Origin of the sequence: Runella rosea (assembly GCF_003325355.1) — a bacterium.
Lineage (GTDB): Bacteria > Bacteroidota > Bacteroidia > Cytophagales > Spirosomataceae > Runella > Runella rosea.
Genome location: NZ_CP030850.1, coordinates 3,294,676 through 3,309,479, shown reverse-complemented (window position 1 = coordinate 3,309,479; position 14,804 = coordinate 3,294,676). Strand labels below are relative to the sequence as shown.

The 14,804-nt window shown below is 46.9% G+C and carries 13 protein-coding genes; 2 read left to right on the top strand and 11 right to left on the bottom strand.

Going from position 1 to position 14,804, the window contains the following annotated elements:
• Window positions 1–16 precede the first annotated feature (16 nt).
• Both DR864_RS13740 and DR864_RS13735 read right to left on the bottom strand, forming a co-directional pair.
• Window positions 17–766, bottom strand: a complete 750-nt coding sequence (locus DR864_RS13740) for an HNH endonuclease family protein (RefSeq protein WP_114067518.1) — start codon at window positions 764–766, stop codon at window positions 17–19.
• A complete protein-coding gene (locus DR864_RS13735; RefSeq protein WP_114067517.1) occupies window positions 763–1,992 on the bottom strand; it encodes an AAA family ATPase in 1,230 nt (409 codons plus the stop codon). Before DR864_RS13735 ends, DR864_RS13740 begins: the two co-directional genes overlap by 4 nt.
• Window positions 1,993–2,090: 98 nt before the next feature.
• Here DR864_RS13735 and proC point away from each other — a divergent pair, with 98 nt between their 5' ends.
• Window positions 2,091–2,894 (top strand): pyrroline-5-carboxylate reductase, encoded by an 804-nt coding sequence (gene proC, locus DR864_RS13730; RefSeq protein WP_114070275.1) that lies wholly within the window; start codon window positions 2,091–2,093, stop codon window positions 2,892–2,894.
• Window positions 2,895–2,975: 81 nt separating this feature from the next.
• A complete protein-coding gene (locus DR864_RS13725) occupies window positions 2,976–6,650 on the top strand; it encodes a DUF7948 domain-containing protein (protein ID WP_114067516.1) in 3,675 nt (1,224 codons plus the stop codon).
• A 45-nt stretch (window positions 6,651–6,695) separates the two neighbouring features.
• Here DR864_RS13725 and DR864_RS13720 read toward each other — a convergent pair whose 3' ends face one another.
• From DR864_RS13720 to DR864_RS13680, 9 genes are all read right to left on the bottom strand, one after another.
• Window positions 6,696–7,406, bottom strand: a complete 711-nt coding sequence (locus DR864_RS13720) for a zinc metallopeptidase (protein ID WP_114067515.1) — start codon at window positions 7,404–7,406, stop codon at window positions 6,696–6,698.
• Window positions 7,407–7,502: 96 nt separating this feature from the next.
• A complete protein-coding gene (gene rfaE2 / locus DR864_RS13715) occupies window positions 7,503–7,988 on the bottom strand; it encodes a D-glycero-beta-D-manno-heptose 1-phosphate adenylyltransferase (protein ID WP_114067514.1) in 486 nt (161 codons plus the stop codon).
• Window positions 7,981–9,024: a lysylphosphatidylglycerol synthase transmembrane domain-containing protein gene (locus DR864_RS13710; protein ID WP_114067513.1), complete on the bottom strand. Its 1,044-nt coding sequence runs from the start codon at window positions 9,022–9,024 to the stop codon at window positions 7,981–7,983. Before DR864_RS13710 ends, rfaE2 begins: the two co-directional genes overlap by 8 nt.
• A gap of 10 nt (window positions 9,025–9,034) precedes the next feature.
• Complete coding sequence (gene panD, locus DR864_RS13705) at window positions 9,035–9,388, bottom strand: aspartate 1-decarboxylase (RefSeq protein ID WP_114067512.1); 354 nt, start codon at window positions 9,386–9,388, stop codon at window positions 9,035–9,037.
• Window positions 9,389–9,536: 148 nt separating this feature from the next.
• Entirely contained in the window at window positions 9,537–10,421 is an 885-nt protein-coding gene (gene panC / locus DR864_RS13700) for a pantoate--beta-alanine ligase (RefSeq protein WP_114070274.1), read from the bottom strand.
• A gap of 162 nt (window positions 10,422–10,583) precedes the next feature.
• Entirely contained in the window at window positions 10,584–11,567 is a 984-nt protein-coding gene (locus DR864_RS13695) for a metallophosphoesterase family protein (RefSeq protein ID WP_114067511.1), read from the bottom strand.
• A 16-nt stretch (window positions 11,568–11,583) separates the two neighbouring features.
• On the bottom strand, window positions 11,584–11,943 hold the full coding sequence (locus DR864_RS13690) for a DoxX family protein (RefSeq protein WP_114070273.1): 360 nt from the start codon (window positions 11,941–11,943) through the stop codon (window positions 11,584–11,586).
• A gap of 84 nt (window positions 11,944–12,027) precedes the next feature.
• Window positions 12,028–13,299, bottom strand: a complete 1,272-nt coding sequence (locus tag DR864_RS13685; protein WP_114067510.1) for a M14 family zinc carboxypeptidase — start codon at window positions 13,297–13,299, stop codon at window positions 12,028–12,030.
• A gap of 47 nt (window positions 13,300–13,346) precedes the next feature.
• Window positions 13,347–14,600 carry a glutamate-5-semialdehyde dehydrogenase gene (locus DR864_RS13680; protein WP_114067509.1) on the bottom strand — a complete coding sequence of 418 codons (1,254 nt, stop codon included), beginning with the start codon at window positions 14,598–14,600 and terminating at the stop codon, window positions 13,347–13,349.
• Between the last annotated feature and the right edge of the window lie 204 nt (window positions 14,601–14,804).

Sequence of the window (14,804 nt, the reverse complement as noted above, 5' to 3'; positions counted from 1 at the left end):
TCGACTATGATTTGGGTTATCGAACATCCAAGGCGCAGAATTTTAGTTGCTTTTCTAAGCTTTCAAATTCCTCATCCCAGAGATTGTTTTTTTGCATCAGGTCTTTTACAACCTGAAAATCATCGTCATTGAGCAAATAGGAGGCTACAACAGCGCTGTATTCGGCTTTGGGAGTTCCTTCGTGAAAAAGGTTTCGTAATTGCCGAACGATAGAGTTTCGTTTAGGAGTTGATTTTGAAAAGCTTTGGTCATATTCTTGGAGCTTTTTACTGATTTCTTCCAATCTTTCTACTGCTTTGTCTCCAATTTCAAAGCGTTTATTGACCCACAGAGTTCGATCATTCAAATTGAGAACTTCAATGCTCAAATGCCCTTTTGGTGTTTTAGGTTTGAAACGATACCCTTGAAAATAAAAGTGTTCCTTCGGGTCTTCGTAACGAGGGTTAATAATTGGCTCTTTTCGCGTATCGTGGTCACCTTTGCTTTTGTTACAGGCACTGCTGATGGGCAATAAGTTCTCCCATTTTACCACGTCCTGAGGGTACAATGATTTTGGTGCAAAATGTTCTACTTCAGGATATTTTCCTTCTTCCTCCAATCGGCATTCTGAAAAGCAGCACTTTCCGTTTGATATGGCCAATAATTGCTCTGCAATGAATTCCTTTTTCCAGACGCTTTTGCCCGTTTGTCGGTATTCTTCGGTCAATTGTGCCATTAATTCCTCCGTCAATTCGACAGGGCAGGGTTTATCTTCCAATCGAATCATACGGTGGTAGGGGCAATGGCTCCCAACTGTAATTTTAGTAATTTACGTTGGCTGCTTTGGGGGTGAAGAATCAGTAAAAGTTCATCATAAGCTGCCTTCGCTTTTTCATAATTATCGGTATCAAGTCCATCTTCAAATTGATAAAGAAGGCTCAAGTAGGTGTCTGACAGGGTTTTATCACCAAGTCCCATCAAATCCTGCAAAATTTCTTCTACCGTCCACCCTTTAAACGTGCCGAATTCCTGCCGAATGTGCGTTTGGTTATCTTTCCCTTTTTCTAAAATAATCAAATTGACATTGTCTGCCGATTGTACAATCAGAGGGCTGTGCGCCGTGACGATGAATTGTACATTGGGGAAAATGTTGCTTAAATGGCTGATAACCTGCCGTTGCCAATCGGGGTGTAAGTGCAAATCGATTTCATCCACCAACACAATGGCAGCCCCCGTGAGAGGATTGTCTAACGAAGCGTATCTTTCAAATAATTTTTTGGCTAGGTCTACGACCCAAGCCATCGTTGCCTGATATCCGTAACCCAAGTCTTTCAAACGAACATTACCATAATCTGTCTCAAACAGCGCGTAGTTCTTGATACTGTTGGTTTCAGGATTCAATTCTGACTTTAATTCTATTGCTTTGACATCTGGTAAAAGGCCGCTGGTCAGAACCGTTTTAAGCTTATTTAATACGATTTCAGCGTTTTTAATTCCGTTTTTAGCGCCGTAGTCAAGTTGTAAGAGCCATTCTTCGGCATTTATAAGTTCGTGATTGTCTTGGAATAGACCTTCAATAGAATCTACACTGGAATCTTCAGAGATGGATGTTGTGGACATTCTCCGGGAAGTGCCATACCCATAGATTTGTATTTTTTTAGGTATCGTTTTGGAGTCAAGCCGTGAAGGATAATCCTCAACCTGAATTAGTTCATTGTTGTTTAATGTCTGTAAGGAAATTGCAGCTACAACATCTTTACTTATAAGACGGTCTATGTAAATCTTGATTTGAGGTACTAAAGGAAAAAACATTTTTATTTTTTTGCTGTCTACTAACCCACTTAACAACCTCAAGATCGTTGTCTTTCCTGTATTATTATTTCCTAAAATGACATTCCATTGTTGATAGCGGCCATCGGGACGCGTAAACGAAATCGTTTGCTCGCCCCGAAAGCAGTTAAAGTTTTTGATGGTGACTTTACTCAAATAAACCCCTTCGATTTCCTGGTTCATGCGTGCGGTATCTTTTTTGTAAACTTACTCAAAATCGCGTTTTATTGCCAAAATATCCCCAATTTTGCGCTTTAACCACCAATTTTTACCCCGAACCAATGAAAATTGCTATTGTAGGTTGCGGAAACATGGGCATGGCCTTTGCCAAATCGTTTTTGCAGTATGATCTTGTCAAAAAAGAGAACCTTCTTTTGATTGAAAAAAGCGCCGACCGCGCCGAAACCCTCCGTACCGAAAACACGGGTGTGGTAATTGAAACCATCAGTGCGCACATAGGAGAGTACGATATTGTGATTCTGTCGGTCAAGCCGCAGGATTTTGCGGCGGTGCAGGATGCGTTGCGCGAAGTATTACAGCCACAGCAGGTGATATTATCGATTATGGCAGGGATTCCGATTGCGAATATTCAGGAAAAACTTGACCATCGGCTGGTGATTCGGGCCATGCCCAATACCCCCGCCATGCTTGGAATGGGTATCACGGGCTTCTCGGCAGCCAAGGAGTTGAGTTTTGCGCAATTGTTGAAAGTAGATAACCTCATCAACGCCACGGGGCGCTCGGTGTTTTTGGAAGACGAATCCATGCTAGATGCCGTAACGGCCCTGAGTGGTAGCGGTCCGGCGTATTTTTATTATTTGGTCAAAGCGATGGTCGAGGCGGGCAAGAAAATGGGCTTTGAAGAGTCGTTGGCGACGCTTTTGGTCAAACAAACTATGTTGGGCTCGTTTCATTTAATCAATAATGCCGACAAAAGTTTGGATGACTTAATCAAGGCTGTGGCGTCAAAAGGCGGCACTACGGAAGCGGCTTTACGGGAATTTGAAGCGGGCGATTTGTCCAAAACCCTTCAAACGGGAATCTTGGCGGCCGAGCGTCGGGCGAAGGAATTGTCAAAAGGATAGAAAACAGCAAGTAATCGGGCTTTTTCAACGCCAAAGTCATTATTCTTCGTAATTTAAAAGCTGCATTTTCGTTTTTTCTGTATGAAGCAAATTTTACGTATTACCTTACTATTTCTGGGAATTACTGGCGGGCTGATGGCGCAAAATTCCGCCGCGGTTCGATTTGTGCGAAATCAGGGACAGTGGGATGCCGCCGTGCGCTATTGCGCCGAAATACCGGGAGGGTATTTGCTGCTGAAAGAAAAATCATTGATGTATGTCTTCTTTGAAGAAGAGGCGCTGAAAAGCGTTCACGCCCGAAAGGGTGCGCCCAATGCCCGCAAAACAGAGGCGCTAAACGGGCACGCCGTGGAAGTGCTTTTTGAGGGGGCAAATCCTACGTTTAACGTAGAAGAACAACACAAAAATCCCGCCACATACAACTACTTTTTGGGCAATGACCCCAACCGTTGGGCGTCCAATGTGGCGTCGTTTGGGGAGGTAATTTACCGTGATGTGTACCCGGGCATCGACTTCAAAATGTATGCCTTTCGGCAAACGCTCAAATATGAATTTTTGGTGGCTCCCAATGCCGATGCTTCGCGCATCAAAATGCGCTACGTGGGCAGCAAAGAGCTGAAACTAGTCAACAACGAGCTGGCAGTGGTCACTACGGTCAACCAATTCAAAGAAGCAAAGCCTTACACGTATCAGGAAATCAACCAACGTAGCAAGGAAGTAGCCACGCAGTACCGGCTAGAGGGCGAATATCTTTCGTTTGATTTTCCGAAAGGCTATGACCGTTCGGCCCCGTTGACCATTGACCCAGAACTGGTTTTTTCGACGTTTTCGGGCTCTTACGCCAATAATTTCGGCCACGCCGCTACCTACGATGCACAGGGAAACCTGTACTCGGTGGGCACGACGCACTCAATGGGGATTTTTCCCACTACGGCGGGGGCGTTTCAACGACAAATAGGTGGGCCTGGAAATCAAGTAGACATTGGACTGCTTAAATTCAGTCCCGATGGTACGCGTTTATTGTATGGCACGTACATTGGTGGTTCTGATTGTGATGTGCCGCACAGCATGATTGTGAACAACAAAGATGAATTAGTGATTTTTGGAACGACATCATCCCTCAATTTTCCGCTTACTTCAGGAGCTTTTCAAACCCGTTTTGGGGGCGGAACCCCCGTGATGCCCCTCGGTGGATTTGAGTTCAACAACGGCATGGATATTTTCGTCCTGAAATTAAATTCTACGGGGAGTGTGCTGACGGGCAGCACCTACGTGGGCGGAAACGGGAGCGATGGATACAGCCGCACGCCTGATTTTGCGTTGGCCAATTACGGAGATGAATTTCGGGGAGAAGTGGTGGTCGATGACAAAGACAACGTTTACGTAGCTACTTCGACCAATTCCTCTAATTTTCCATTGGTGAACGCGCCCGGCAATCAGTATGGTGGCCGTCAGGATGCGGTCGTATTCAAATTGAGCTCAGACCTGAAAACGATGCTCATGAGTACGTATTTGGGCGGAACCTCACCCGACGCGGCCTACGGCATCAAGTGGGCACCTTCGGGGGCGGTCTACGTAACGGGTGTAACCCGAAGTTCTAATTTGCCCGTAAAAACAGGCGCTTTTAAAAAAGCCCTTTCAGGGTTGGAAGATGGTTTTCTAGCTAAATTCGCCAATGATCAATTGGCCCAAATTACTTATTTGGGTACCGATAGTTCAGATGTTGGCTATTTAGTGGATGTAGATGCCGAAGAAAATGCCCACGTTTTTGGAATTACAAACGGCAAATATCCTGCTACGGCGGGTACTTATAATGTGGCAAACGCAGGCCAATTTGTCCATGCACTTGATAAAAATCTTTCCACAACTGTATTTTCCACTACTATCGGTTCCAATCGTGCAGCGCCAGATATTGCCCCTACGGCTTTTTTGGTCAATGAATGTGGCAATATTTACTTGTCGGGCTGGGGAGGTGTTGTGAACAGCCGAAACGGTTATATTTTGTCAAGCAGTACCATCGGGCTGCCTACTACCGAAGATGCGTTTATGCGTACCACCACAGGTAGTAATTTTTACCTTGCTATTCTCGAAAAAGGAGCCAAATCATTGTTGTACGGAACGTTTATCGGGAGTACGGTCACCAGCGACGACGGCGACCACGTAGATGGCGGAACGAGTCGTTTTGCCAAAAATGGCGTTATTTACCACGCTACCTGCGTTTGTCGGCGAGCAAATTTCCCTTCGACTCCCAATGTTTGGTCCGTCAATCGGAATAGCCTTGACTGTAACAACGCGGCTTTTAAGTTTGACATTGACCGCATGAAGGCCGATTTTGATACCTACGAAGGGTCAACCAAAGGTGTTGTGTCTGGATGCGCTCCGCTGACGCTTGATTTTATCAATACCAGCGTGGGTGGGAGAACCTACAATTGGGACGTGCAGGGTAACAACATCTCGCGTGACCCCGTTAAAGCAACCTATACCTTTAATCAACCCGGCGAATACCGTGTCACGTTACGCATATTCAATCCGTTGGTGTGTCGGGGGCAAGATGTGGTGACCAAGATTATCAAAGTGGGCGTTTCAAAAGCAAAAGCGAGTGGCGATACCACTGTTTGCGCAAATGTGGGCGTGCCGCTTTTTGCACAAGGAGGCATCAAGTATTCATGGAGCCCAGCGGCGGGTTTAAGTAATCCCAATATTGCCAACCCCATCGCAAAAGTCAACGCTACTACGCAATTTATCTGTACCGTTACCGATTCTAATTGCACTGTCAAACGCAACGTGACGGTTACAGTAAATAATAACAAACCTGATTTTCAGGCTTTAAAAGATACCACGATTTGCGTGGGTCAAAGTGCAGTTCTGACGGCATTGGGCAGTGCCACTCGTTATCGTTGGAGTCCAGCATTGACCTTGAGTGATTCTGTCGGAACACGCATCATTGCCAAACCTGCCCAAACGACTACGTACACCGTAACGGGGGTTTACGCCGATGGTTGTTTGCCCCAAAAAAGTATAACGGTTAGGATTGAAGATGCTAAAAATGATTTTAAGGTCGTGCCCGATACGATTATCTGTGCAGGACAGAGTGTACAACTCCTTGCGCAGGGAGGAGCAACCAAATTTACGTGGCTTCCTTCGCCGAGTTTATCGGATGTTACCATTCGTAACCCAGTGGCGAAACCTACCCAAACGACTACCTACACCGTGACGGGCACGTACCCCGACGGATGCACCCCCGTTCGAACCGTCACCGTCAATGTAGAGCAAGGGCCGCAAAATGTGCGTTTCGAAATAGAGCCTGTTTACGCCTGTGGGCAACCCACTACGCTGCAGTATTTTAACAGAACGTCGGGTAATGCAAAATTTGAGTGGGATTTGGGAAATGGGACACGCAGCACCAACGCTACCCCTGCAATTGCCACTTATACCCAAAACGGCACCTATCAGGTGACGCTCAGCGCTTTTTCGGCCTATGGTTGTGCCACCTCCGTGACACAGACGGTTTCGGTATTAAATTTAGATAAGATTCCTAATGTCATCACCCCCAACGGTGACGGCAAAAACGATACGTTCATCATTGGAATTCCCAACGCCCAACTTGAAGTATTTAACCGGTGGGGAAAGCAAGTGTATAGCAATTCTAATTATCCCGATGATTGGGGTAAAGGGGTTTTGAACGGCACGTACTTTTACCAATTAAAAGTAACGCCTACGGTCCAGTGCAAAGGCTGGATACAGGTCATAGAATAAAAAAAAAGCGGCTCCAAAGCCGCTTTTTTTTTATTCTTTAATCAATTAGTCGTCGCTTCTTCTTCCGAGCAACATACTGGCGTAATACATCAGGTTGGCCAATGCGCCCAATGCCGCTACTACGTAGGTCATGGCAGCCCACCACAGTGCGTCTTTGGCCATGACGTGTTCGTTGCGGTTTACGATGCCGCGCTGCTCTACCCATGCCAATGCCCGACGGCTGGCGTCAAATTCTACGGGAAGGGTAATCAAAGCAAAGAGCGTTACACCCAAGTTGGCCACGACCAAAACGGTCAAAAGGGTAGTACTCACGATTCCTTGGTTGTAGAATATAAACCCGCCGATAAACAGCATCGCCATATTGAACATGTTGAGGATATTGCTGCATACTTGTACCACCGGAACCAACGCCGAGCGCATTTTCAGCGGCGCGTAGGCCACTTTATGCTGTACTGCGTGGCCGCATTCGTGCGCCGCCACGGCCGCCGCCGAAACGTTGCGTCCATGATACACATCGGCACTCAGGTTGACAGTTTTGTCAACCGGGTTGTAGTGGTCGGTAAGCATTCCTTCTACTTGGGTAATGCGCACATCGTAGATTCCGTTGTCGCGCAGCATACGGTCGGCGATTTCGGCCCCGCTCATACCGTTCATCAATCCCACCTGCGAGTACTCCGTAAATTTGCTTTTCAGACGCCACTGGACAAACATCCCAATGACCATGAATACGATACCAATAAGAATTAAACCTCCCATTTTTGTGTCTTAGATTTATTGATTTTAGGTTGATTAATGGATTTTTGTATCTATCAACAAGAACATAAAATCGTCAAAATCTACTTAAAATCAGGGTTAATAGCCTTTTTTTATCTTCTCAATAAGTAAAGAAGTAGAATAACCTTGAACCAACGGAACGGTCAACACTTCTCCTCCTCTTTCAACGACAAAATCCGCGCCAACGATATTTTGGGGGGTATAATCATCTCCTTTTACCAAAATATCAGGACAAATTGTCTGAATTAACTCCAAAGGAGTGGGTTCACCGAACAAAATGACAGCATCCACAAATTCCAACGCGGCCATCAAACGCGCTCTGGCGTACTCGTTGACCACGGGGCGCAGCGGCCCTTTCAGTTTGCTGACCGAGGCGTCGGTGTTTAGGCCCAGCACCATTTTGTGGCCGAGGTTGCGGGCTTTTTCTAAATAGTCGATATGCCCTAAGTGGACAATATCAAAGCAACCATTGGTGAAAACAATTTTTTTACCTTCTGCTTGCCATGCGCGAGCGGCTGCGGCGCCGGCTTCCCATGACATAATTTTGTCGGCAGTATTAGACATTTTTGTTTGAAATAGAATGTGAAAGTGAAGTTTGACTTTCGGCTTTGGGGCTTTTGACCAGGGTGATAATAAACGCAATACCGCCTAACAACAACATCAGAATCATTTGGGTGCCGTGGATGTACGTGGCCAATGCCAGCCCATTTTCTTTGGATAATCCGTACAGCACGAGCGCGCTACTGACCAGAATATGGTACGGCCCAATGCCACCCTGAACAGGTGCCGACATTCCCAAGCCGCTCATAATCAGAACGGTCAATCCCGCCAGAAGGGTAAGATGGGACGACTCGGGGAGTACAAAAAAGCACACGTAGGAACTGAGCAGGTACATTGTCCAAATCAAAACCGTGTGAAAAACAAACGCCCACGGATTCCGAAGTTTACGAACGCTCAAGAGTCCTTCCACCAATCCCAGCACAAATCCTTCGATTTTAGCAAAAAGAGAATTCTGACGCAGCCGTTCGGCGTTGTTACGATAAAACCACCAAGCCGCTACCGCAATGCCTATTCCCAGTACTGCCACGCTGCCCAAAAGGACTATTCGCCCAGAGCCGTTGCTCGAACCCATCCCCAATTTTTCACCAAAAAGACTCATAAAAAAGTCACTCAACCGGTTGAATTCCAGTATAAAAGCCAAGCCAATGAGGGCTAGAAGGCTAATGACATCAAACACCCGCTCGGCTACTACCGTCCCAAAGCTGACATTGACGGGCACCCGTTCTAGCCGATTGAGCGTGCCGCACCGCGTCACCTCTCCCGCCCGGGGAATGAGTTGGTTGGCAAAATAGCCCGTAAATACCGCCACGGTGGAGTCAAATGAAGAGGGTTTAAAACCCAGGGGCTCAAGTAGCATATTCCAACGATAGGCCCGGCTCCAGGCGGCAATAATGGTAAAGAGCGTCACCAGAATAAGCCACCAATGGTTGGCATTTTCGAATTTAGCCCACATAGCAGCCAAATCCATGTCTTTAAAAACGTACCACATCAAGCCACCCGCAATGGCCAGCGAAAGACAATATTTAAGGATATTTTTCATGGGTAAATGGCTAACTGCCAACTATTTTATTGTTTTCGTCAGGGAAAACGACTTTGGGTTTAAACGTTTTTGCTTCTTCCTGAGTCATCATGCCGTACGAAATAATAATGACTACATCACCTACCTGCGCTTTGCGGGCAGCCGCGCCGTTGAGGCAAATAATGCCCGTACCGCGCTCACCCTTAATGACATACGTAATGAGCCGTTCGCCATTGTTATTGTTGACTACGTGTACTTGTTCATTTTCCAGAATACCTGCGGCATCCATCAGGTCTTCATCAATCGTAATGCTCCCAACGTAGTTTAATTCTGCCTGAGTGACCTTAACGCGGTGGATTTTTGATTTGAATAATGTGACAAACATCTTGAGAAAAGTTATTAATCAGTGGTAAAACCGTTGAGAAAATGTTTGTAAAACAATGTCTCGGCTCGCTTGCTGAAAATGAGTGATAAGCTAAATGTCTATGTGGTTAATCACCTGAAAAACGGCTAATCAATGGGCAAAGTTCACGTTAAAAAACCACATTATCAATCAGACGCACTTTTCCCAAATGGGCGGCAATGCAAAGCGCCGTTTGTCCAGCGTCGGCCATTGCCTCGATGGTTTGAAGCGAATGGGCATCAACAATCTCAAAATACTCCAACCGAAACGAAGGTTGCTGCTCAAAATGCGCGGCGATTTCTCGCTTTACTTCAGCGGGGGTATGGCCCGAAAGCAACAACGTTTTGGCTAAGGTTAATCCCTTGAAAATATGCGGGGCAATGGCGCGCTCTTCCGCCATGAGGTTTCGATTGCGGGACGACATCGCCAGTCCGTCGGATTCGCGTAGGGTGGGGCAGGAGTGAAGTTCAATCTGAAAACCCAAATCAATCATCATCCGGCGGACCACAGCCACTTGCTGCAAGTCTTTTTGGCCAAAGTAGGTCCGGTCGGGTTGAACGATGTTGAACAACTTAGACACCACAATTCCGACTCCGTTGAAATGCCCAGGCCGAAATTGCCCTTCCATTACATGCTCTAATGGGCCAAAATCGAATTTTAATATGGGTTTATTATAGGCGTTTGACGGTTCTAAACCGTTGGACGCATTGGCCTTTCCGTACATTTCTTCGGCCGACGGTGCAAAGACCGCATCACAGCCTGCGGGAGCGAGCATCGCACAGTCGGCTTCGAGGGTGCGGGGATAACGGGCGAGGTCGTCGGGATTATTGAATTGAATGGGATTGACAAAAATACTGCAAACGCTAAGGTCATTTTGCGCTTTGGAGGCTTCGATGAGCGACAAATGTCCTTCGTGCAATGCCCCCATGGTGGGTACAAATCCGACGGTCTTTCCTTGTTGGCGTTGTAAACGCAAGTAAGAGCGTAGGTCGGCGATGGAATGAAAAATATGCATTACGCTTCCTGAAATTTTGGACAAAGCTATATAAATCCCTTTTACGAATTGCAATGTATAGTAGTTGTTGCAAAAGCAACGGACAAAATCGGAGTGCTCACCCACAGTAAACAATGGAAGCGGACGCCCCAATTCCATCGTCAAATCTACACCCTATTGCAGCTATCTAGATTGGGGCACAAATTCTATCTTTAAGTAAGCCCCCGTCGCATTGGGATTGGTGACGATTTGGGGTAAACCGTTGACTACATCTAGTGATTGGTTGTGGGTGTGTCCCGCAAAGACTCCCAGCAGGTTGGGCGCTTTCATTACTTCTTTGTGAAAAGTCATGGTTACTTCGGTGTGTCCAGCTTCTGGCCACCGCTGACGGCGCTCTAACTCATAATTTCGGTCTGTTTTAGCACTCCATTCGGGATGCCCGCACCCAAATCCCATGCCTCTTTCGGGCGCGTACAAGGGAATATGAACCATCAAAACCAAGGGTTTTCCCGTGGCAACTTCTTTACGGAAAAACGCCAACTGCTCGGGCAAAATTTCATAAATAGAATTGTCGATAACGACAAAACGCACGCCGTTAACTTCGCGTACCGTCATCAGCGGATTTTCGTCCTGATAGAGCGGAAAAAGGCGCTTTTTTGTCCATGTATCGCGCAGCTCCCTTGCCGAGCCCGACATTCCTTCGTAGTGCCAATCGTGGTTCCCTGCGGTATAGACGTAGGGTAGATTGGCCGTTTTTAATTGTTGACTTACCCAATCAACGGCGGCTTCGGAAGGAAAACTCATGATGTCGCCGATGAGTGCCACCAACGAAACCTTTTCTTTCTGGGCAATGGCCAGCGTTTCTTGAAAGCATTTTTCGGGATTTGTCGGCTCACCCGTCTGGAAATGCTTCGTTTGGTTATAGGCTTTGGCCATGCGGGCGCTGTATTGTCGGTAAGGTTCACCGCGCGCATCATCAATGAACAGGTGCGTGTCGGCCACAAACAGAATACTAAAACGCTCGCGAATGGCGGCGTGGAAGAAACGCACTCGGTTGGAATCAATGGCAAAAGTGCCTCGTTCTGAAAGCGTTGGTTGGGGGGTATTTTTAGCATGAATGGCTAAAGGTGCCAAGGCGAGAGATGAAAGTAACGTTCGTCTTTTCATGGTCAATGTCGTCCGATTATTTTTTATGAATGAACCAAGCCCATAATATCAATACAAATTGCAGGGGTAAACGGATTAGCGCTATTTGATGACTGCCGATGGCGGGATTTTCTTTGAATACATCAACGATGTGCAAAGGCAGAAACAGTAACATCAACACCAGAATGCCGAGGGTAGACTGCGAGCGAAAGGCAGGAATAAAAACGCCGATACCCACGATGATTTCGACTATTCCTGATAGATAGTTGATGGCCGCGCCCGGTAAAAAACTCGGAATAAAAGGAAGGTACATTTCGGGCTTCAGAAAGTGATTTACGCCCCCAAAAATCATGAAGGCACCGAATAGGTACGTTAGGATGAGTTTTAGTATTTTCATTTTTATGGTAAAAGGTTTAGGAATAAACAACATGCGGCGGATTTAAGCAACCCACCGCACATAAGTTTCTGTATTTTAATGGAACTACAAACTTTTCAAAAATCCGCTTTCTACTTTCCAGCTTTTCTTGTCGGAACGAAGCTCAAAATTGCCTCGGTCTCCCAATCTTAACACAAGCGGCTTGCCTTTGGCGTCGACGAGCATGGCACCTTGGGCGTCGAGCTCATCAATGCCGTAGAAGACTGACAAATCACCGAAATCTTCGATGCTGCTGCGGTAACTGAACGCGGTGGCGTCGGCGTTGTTTACCTCGTTGCGGTTTACGGCCACATCAACGGTATACGTTTGGCCGTTTAGTTCAGTTTTGGCGTTTCGGATGATGAGGTCGTAGTGGTTGCGCGCGTTTTGCGGAATTTTCTCGTAATCGTTTCTATTTTCGCGGGCGTAAGTGCCATCGGCAATGGATTCTAGCGCGGTCAAAATGGCGACGAAATTCATTTTGCGCAGATACTGCTTCTCTGGGTCATTTTTGTATCCGCCTGATTCAATCAACACCAAACTGGTACCCCATTTGGCGATATTATCCCCAAAGGCCCGAGGTTCAAACTCATCCGAATAGCGCGCTACTTGGTTGGGGACAAACTTCTGCAATTCACGGTTCATGCCCACAATCAACTGCATGGCGCGCTCGCGAACAGCGTTGATGGTCCGCTCTTCGTTATAGGCCGTTGCCAAAAACGAAATCGCGGCTACTTCTTTGGACTCGCCCACGCTGTAGCGCGGGCTTTGGTCGTGGAGGTTGAAACCCACGGCGGGTTTGAGGGTCTGCTGAAGATGTTTGAGCAGTTTTGACTCGGGGCACTGCAACCGTAACGCGTCGCGGTTCATGTCGATTTCCTGCGCGGTGCGGCGTTGCCAACGCTCCACGCCGTCAGGATTGAGCATCGGAACGAAATAGAGCGTACTTTTTTCCTGAAGCTTTTTGCGCAAATCGTCAAAGCCATCGCCGCTTGCGTTCAGAAAATTGAAAATATCTAGCAATGCCATGGTAGCGGTGGCTTCGTCGCCGTGCATCTGCGACCACAGCAAAACGGGAGGTGCGCCTTTGCCGTATTTTAACTGAAAGATTGAACGGCCCTCAAACGATTTACCTGCCTCCGTAACGCTGAAATTGGGGTTGGCTTTGGCCTTATCGATGAGGGGAACCAAATGACGATGTTTAAACGCCCGACGTTCTATCACGCTTTTTTCTTTGAACATCTCGTGCGCGTCGAAAAGGCGCTGTGCTAGGTTGTTTTGGGCAAAAATGGTTTCAGACATACAAAAAAAAGAAACCACCAAGAATAGGTGTTTCATGTGGGCTTAAGGGTTTAACGTTTGGTTATATAAAAAGCTAAGCTATTCTACCACCTTACCTGTCCATCGCCCACGACCACCCATTTTTCAGTCACCAACTTTTCGAGGGCAAAGGGCCCGCGTGCGTGAAGTTTTTGGGTCGAAATACCGATTTCAGCACCGAGTCCAAACACTCCACCGTCGGTAAAGCGTGTCGATGCATTGGCATACACGGCCGCTGCATCGACTTCGTGGAGGAAGCGGTCAATGGCAGATTGGTTCTGGGAAACAATGGCCTCAGAGTGGCGCGATGAATAATTTTGAATGTGCGAAAGGGCTTCGTCAAGGCCATCTACGATTTTTACGGCCATTTTGTAATCCAAAAACTCCCGCCCAAAATCCTGCGGTTGGGCGTGTTGGAGCATAGGATACTGCATTTGCTCAAATAAAGGATAAGATTCGTCGTCGGCAAATACTTCTACGTTCCATTTGATAAAATCGTCTTTGAGCATCGGCAAAAAAGTGGCCGCAATGGCTTTGTCCACAATTACGCAATCCATTGAATTACAAACCGACGGACGTGATACACGCGCATTTACTACAATGTCGCGGGCTTTGGTTAAATCAGCTGTGGCTTCTACGTAACCATGACAAACCCCCGCGCCCGTTTCGATGGTTGGAATCAGGGAATTTTTACGCACAAACTGAATCAAAGACTCTGACCCACGAGGAATGATAATATCGACATAGCGCGTAGCCGTGAGCAATTCCATCACAAATTGGCGGTCGGTTGGGAGCAGCATTACCGCGTTGGTGTCCACACCGTTTTCTTGTAATGCTTGATGAATCAATCCTACCAAACAACGGTTGGAGAAATCGGCTTCTTTGCCGCCCTTGAGCACGCACGCATTGCCCGAGCGCAAGCACAGCGCCGCCACGTCTACGGTCACGTTGGGGCGCGATTCAAAAATAGCCCCGACCACGCCCAGTGGCACGGCTATTTTTTTGAGTTTGAGTCCCTGTTCAATTTCCCGTTCAAATACTACCTGCCCCGACGGGTCGGGCAATTGCGCCACGTCGCGTAGGCTGTCGGCCAATCCCTGAATGCGTTTTTCGTTGAGAAATAAACGGTCTTTTTTCGGGTCTCCGTCTGGCATACGCTCCATATCTTTTTGGTTTTCAGCCATGATATGGGCTTGGTTCTCAATCAGTATGTCAGCCAAACGATTCAGGAGAGTCGTTTTTTGCTCACTCGTCAAACGGCGCACTTGGGCCGCAGCTTGTTGCGTAGCTTGGAGTTGGGGAACAATCGTGGTGGTCATTTTCTTAGTCGTAAAAGCTAACAATGAATGAATAATCAGTTAGCTATTTTAGGACTGTAAAATTGGGTAAAAAAGCCGCAAAACCCAAACTTGCCATGTCTTGGAGAGTTGGTAAGTTTTATCTACGAAATATTTCGTATAAAAAATTTGGTATTACGAAACTCTTCGTATATGTTTGTTACGAAATTGTTCGTAGATAAAAAT

Bases quoted from the DNA above. Each gene is read 5' to 3' on its own strand.
- DR864_RS13740 (WP_114067518.1), bottom strand. From the start codon at position 766: ATGATTCGATTGGAAGATAAACCCTGCCCTGTCGAATTGACGGAGGAA.
- DR864_RS13735 (WP_114067517.1), bottom strand. From the start codon at position 1,992: ATGAACCAGGAAATCGAAGGGGTTTATTTGAGTAAAGTCACCATCAAA.
- proC (WP_114070275.1), top strand. From the start codon at position 2,091: ATGAAAATTGCTATTGTAGGTTGCGGAAACATGGGCATGGCCTTTGCC.
- DR864_RS13725 (WP_114067516.1), top strand. From the start codon at position 2,976: ATGAAGCAAATTTTACGTATTACCTTACTATTTCTGGGAATTACTGGC.
- DR864_RS13720 (WP_114067515.1), bottom strand. From the start codon at position 7,406: ATGGGAGGTTTAATTCTTATTGGTATCGTATTCATGGTCATTGGGATG.
- rfaE2 (WP_114067514.1), bottom strand. From the start codon at position 7,988: ATGTCTAATACTGCCGACAAAATTATGTCATGGGAAGCCGGCGCCGCA.
- DR864_RS13710 (WP_114067513.1), bottom strand. From the start codon at position 9,024: ATGAAAAATATCCTTAAATATTGTCTTTCGCTGGCCATTGCGGGTGGC.
- panD (WP_114067512.1), bottom strand. From the start codon at position 9,388: ATGTTTGTCACATTATTCAAATCAAAAATCCACCGCGTTAAGGTCACT.
- panC (WP_114070274.1), bottom strand. From the start codon at position 10,421: ATGCATATTTTTCATTCCATCGCCGACCTACGCTCTTACTTGCGTTTA.
- DR864_RS13695 (WP_114067511.1), bottom strand. From the start codon at position 11,567: ATGAAAAGACGAACGTTACTTTCATCTCTCGCCTTGGCACCTTTAGCC.
- DR864_RS13690 (WP_114070273.1), bottom strand. From the start codon at position 11,943: ATGAAAATACTAAAACTCATCCTAACGTACCTATTCGGTGCCTTCATG.
- DR864_RS13685 (WP_114067510.1), bottom strand. From the start codon at position 13,299: ATGAAACACCTATTCTTGGTGGTTTCTTTTTTTTGTATGTCTGAAACC.
- DR864_RS13680 (WP_114067509.1), bottom strand. From the start codon at position 14,600: ATGACCACCACGATTGTTCCCCAACTCCAAGCTACGCAACAAGCTGCG.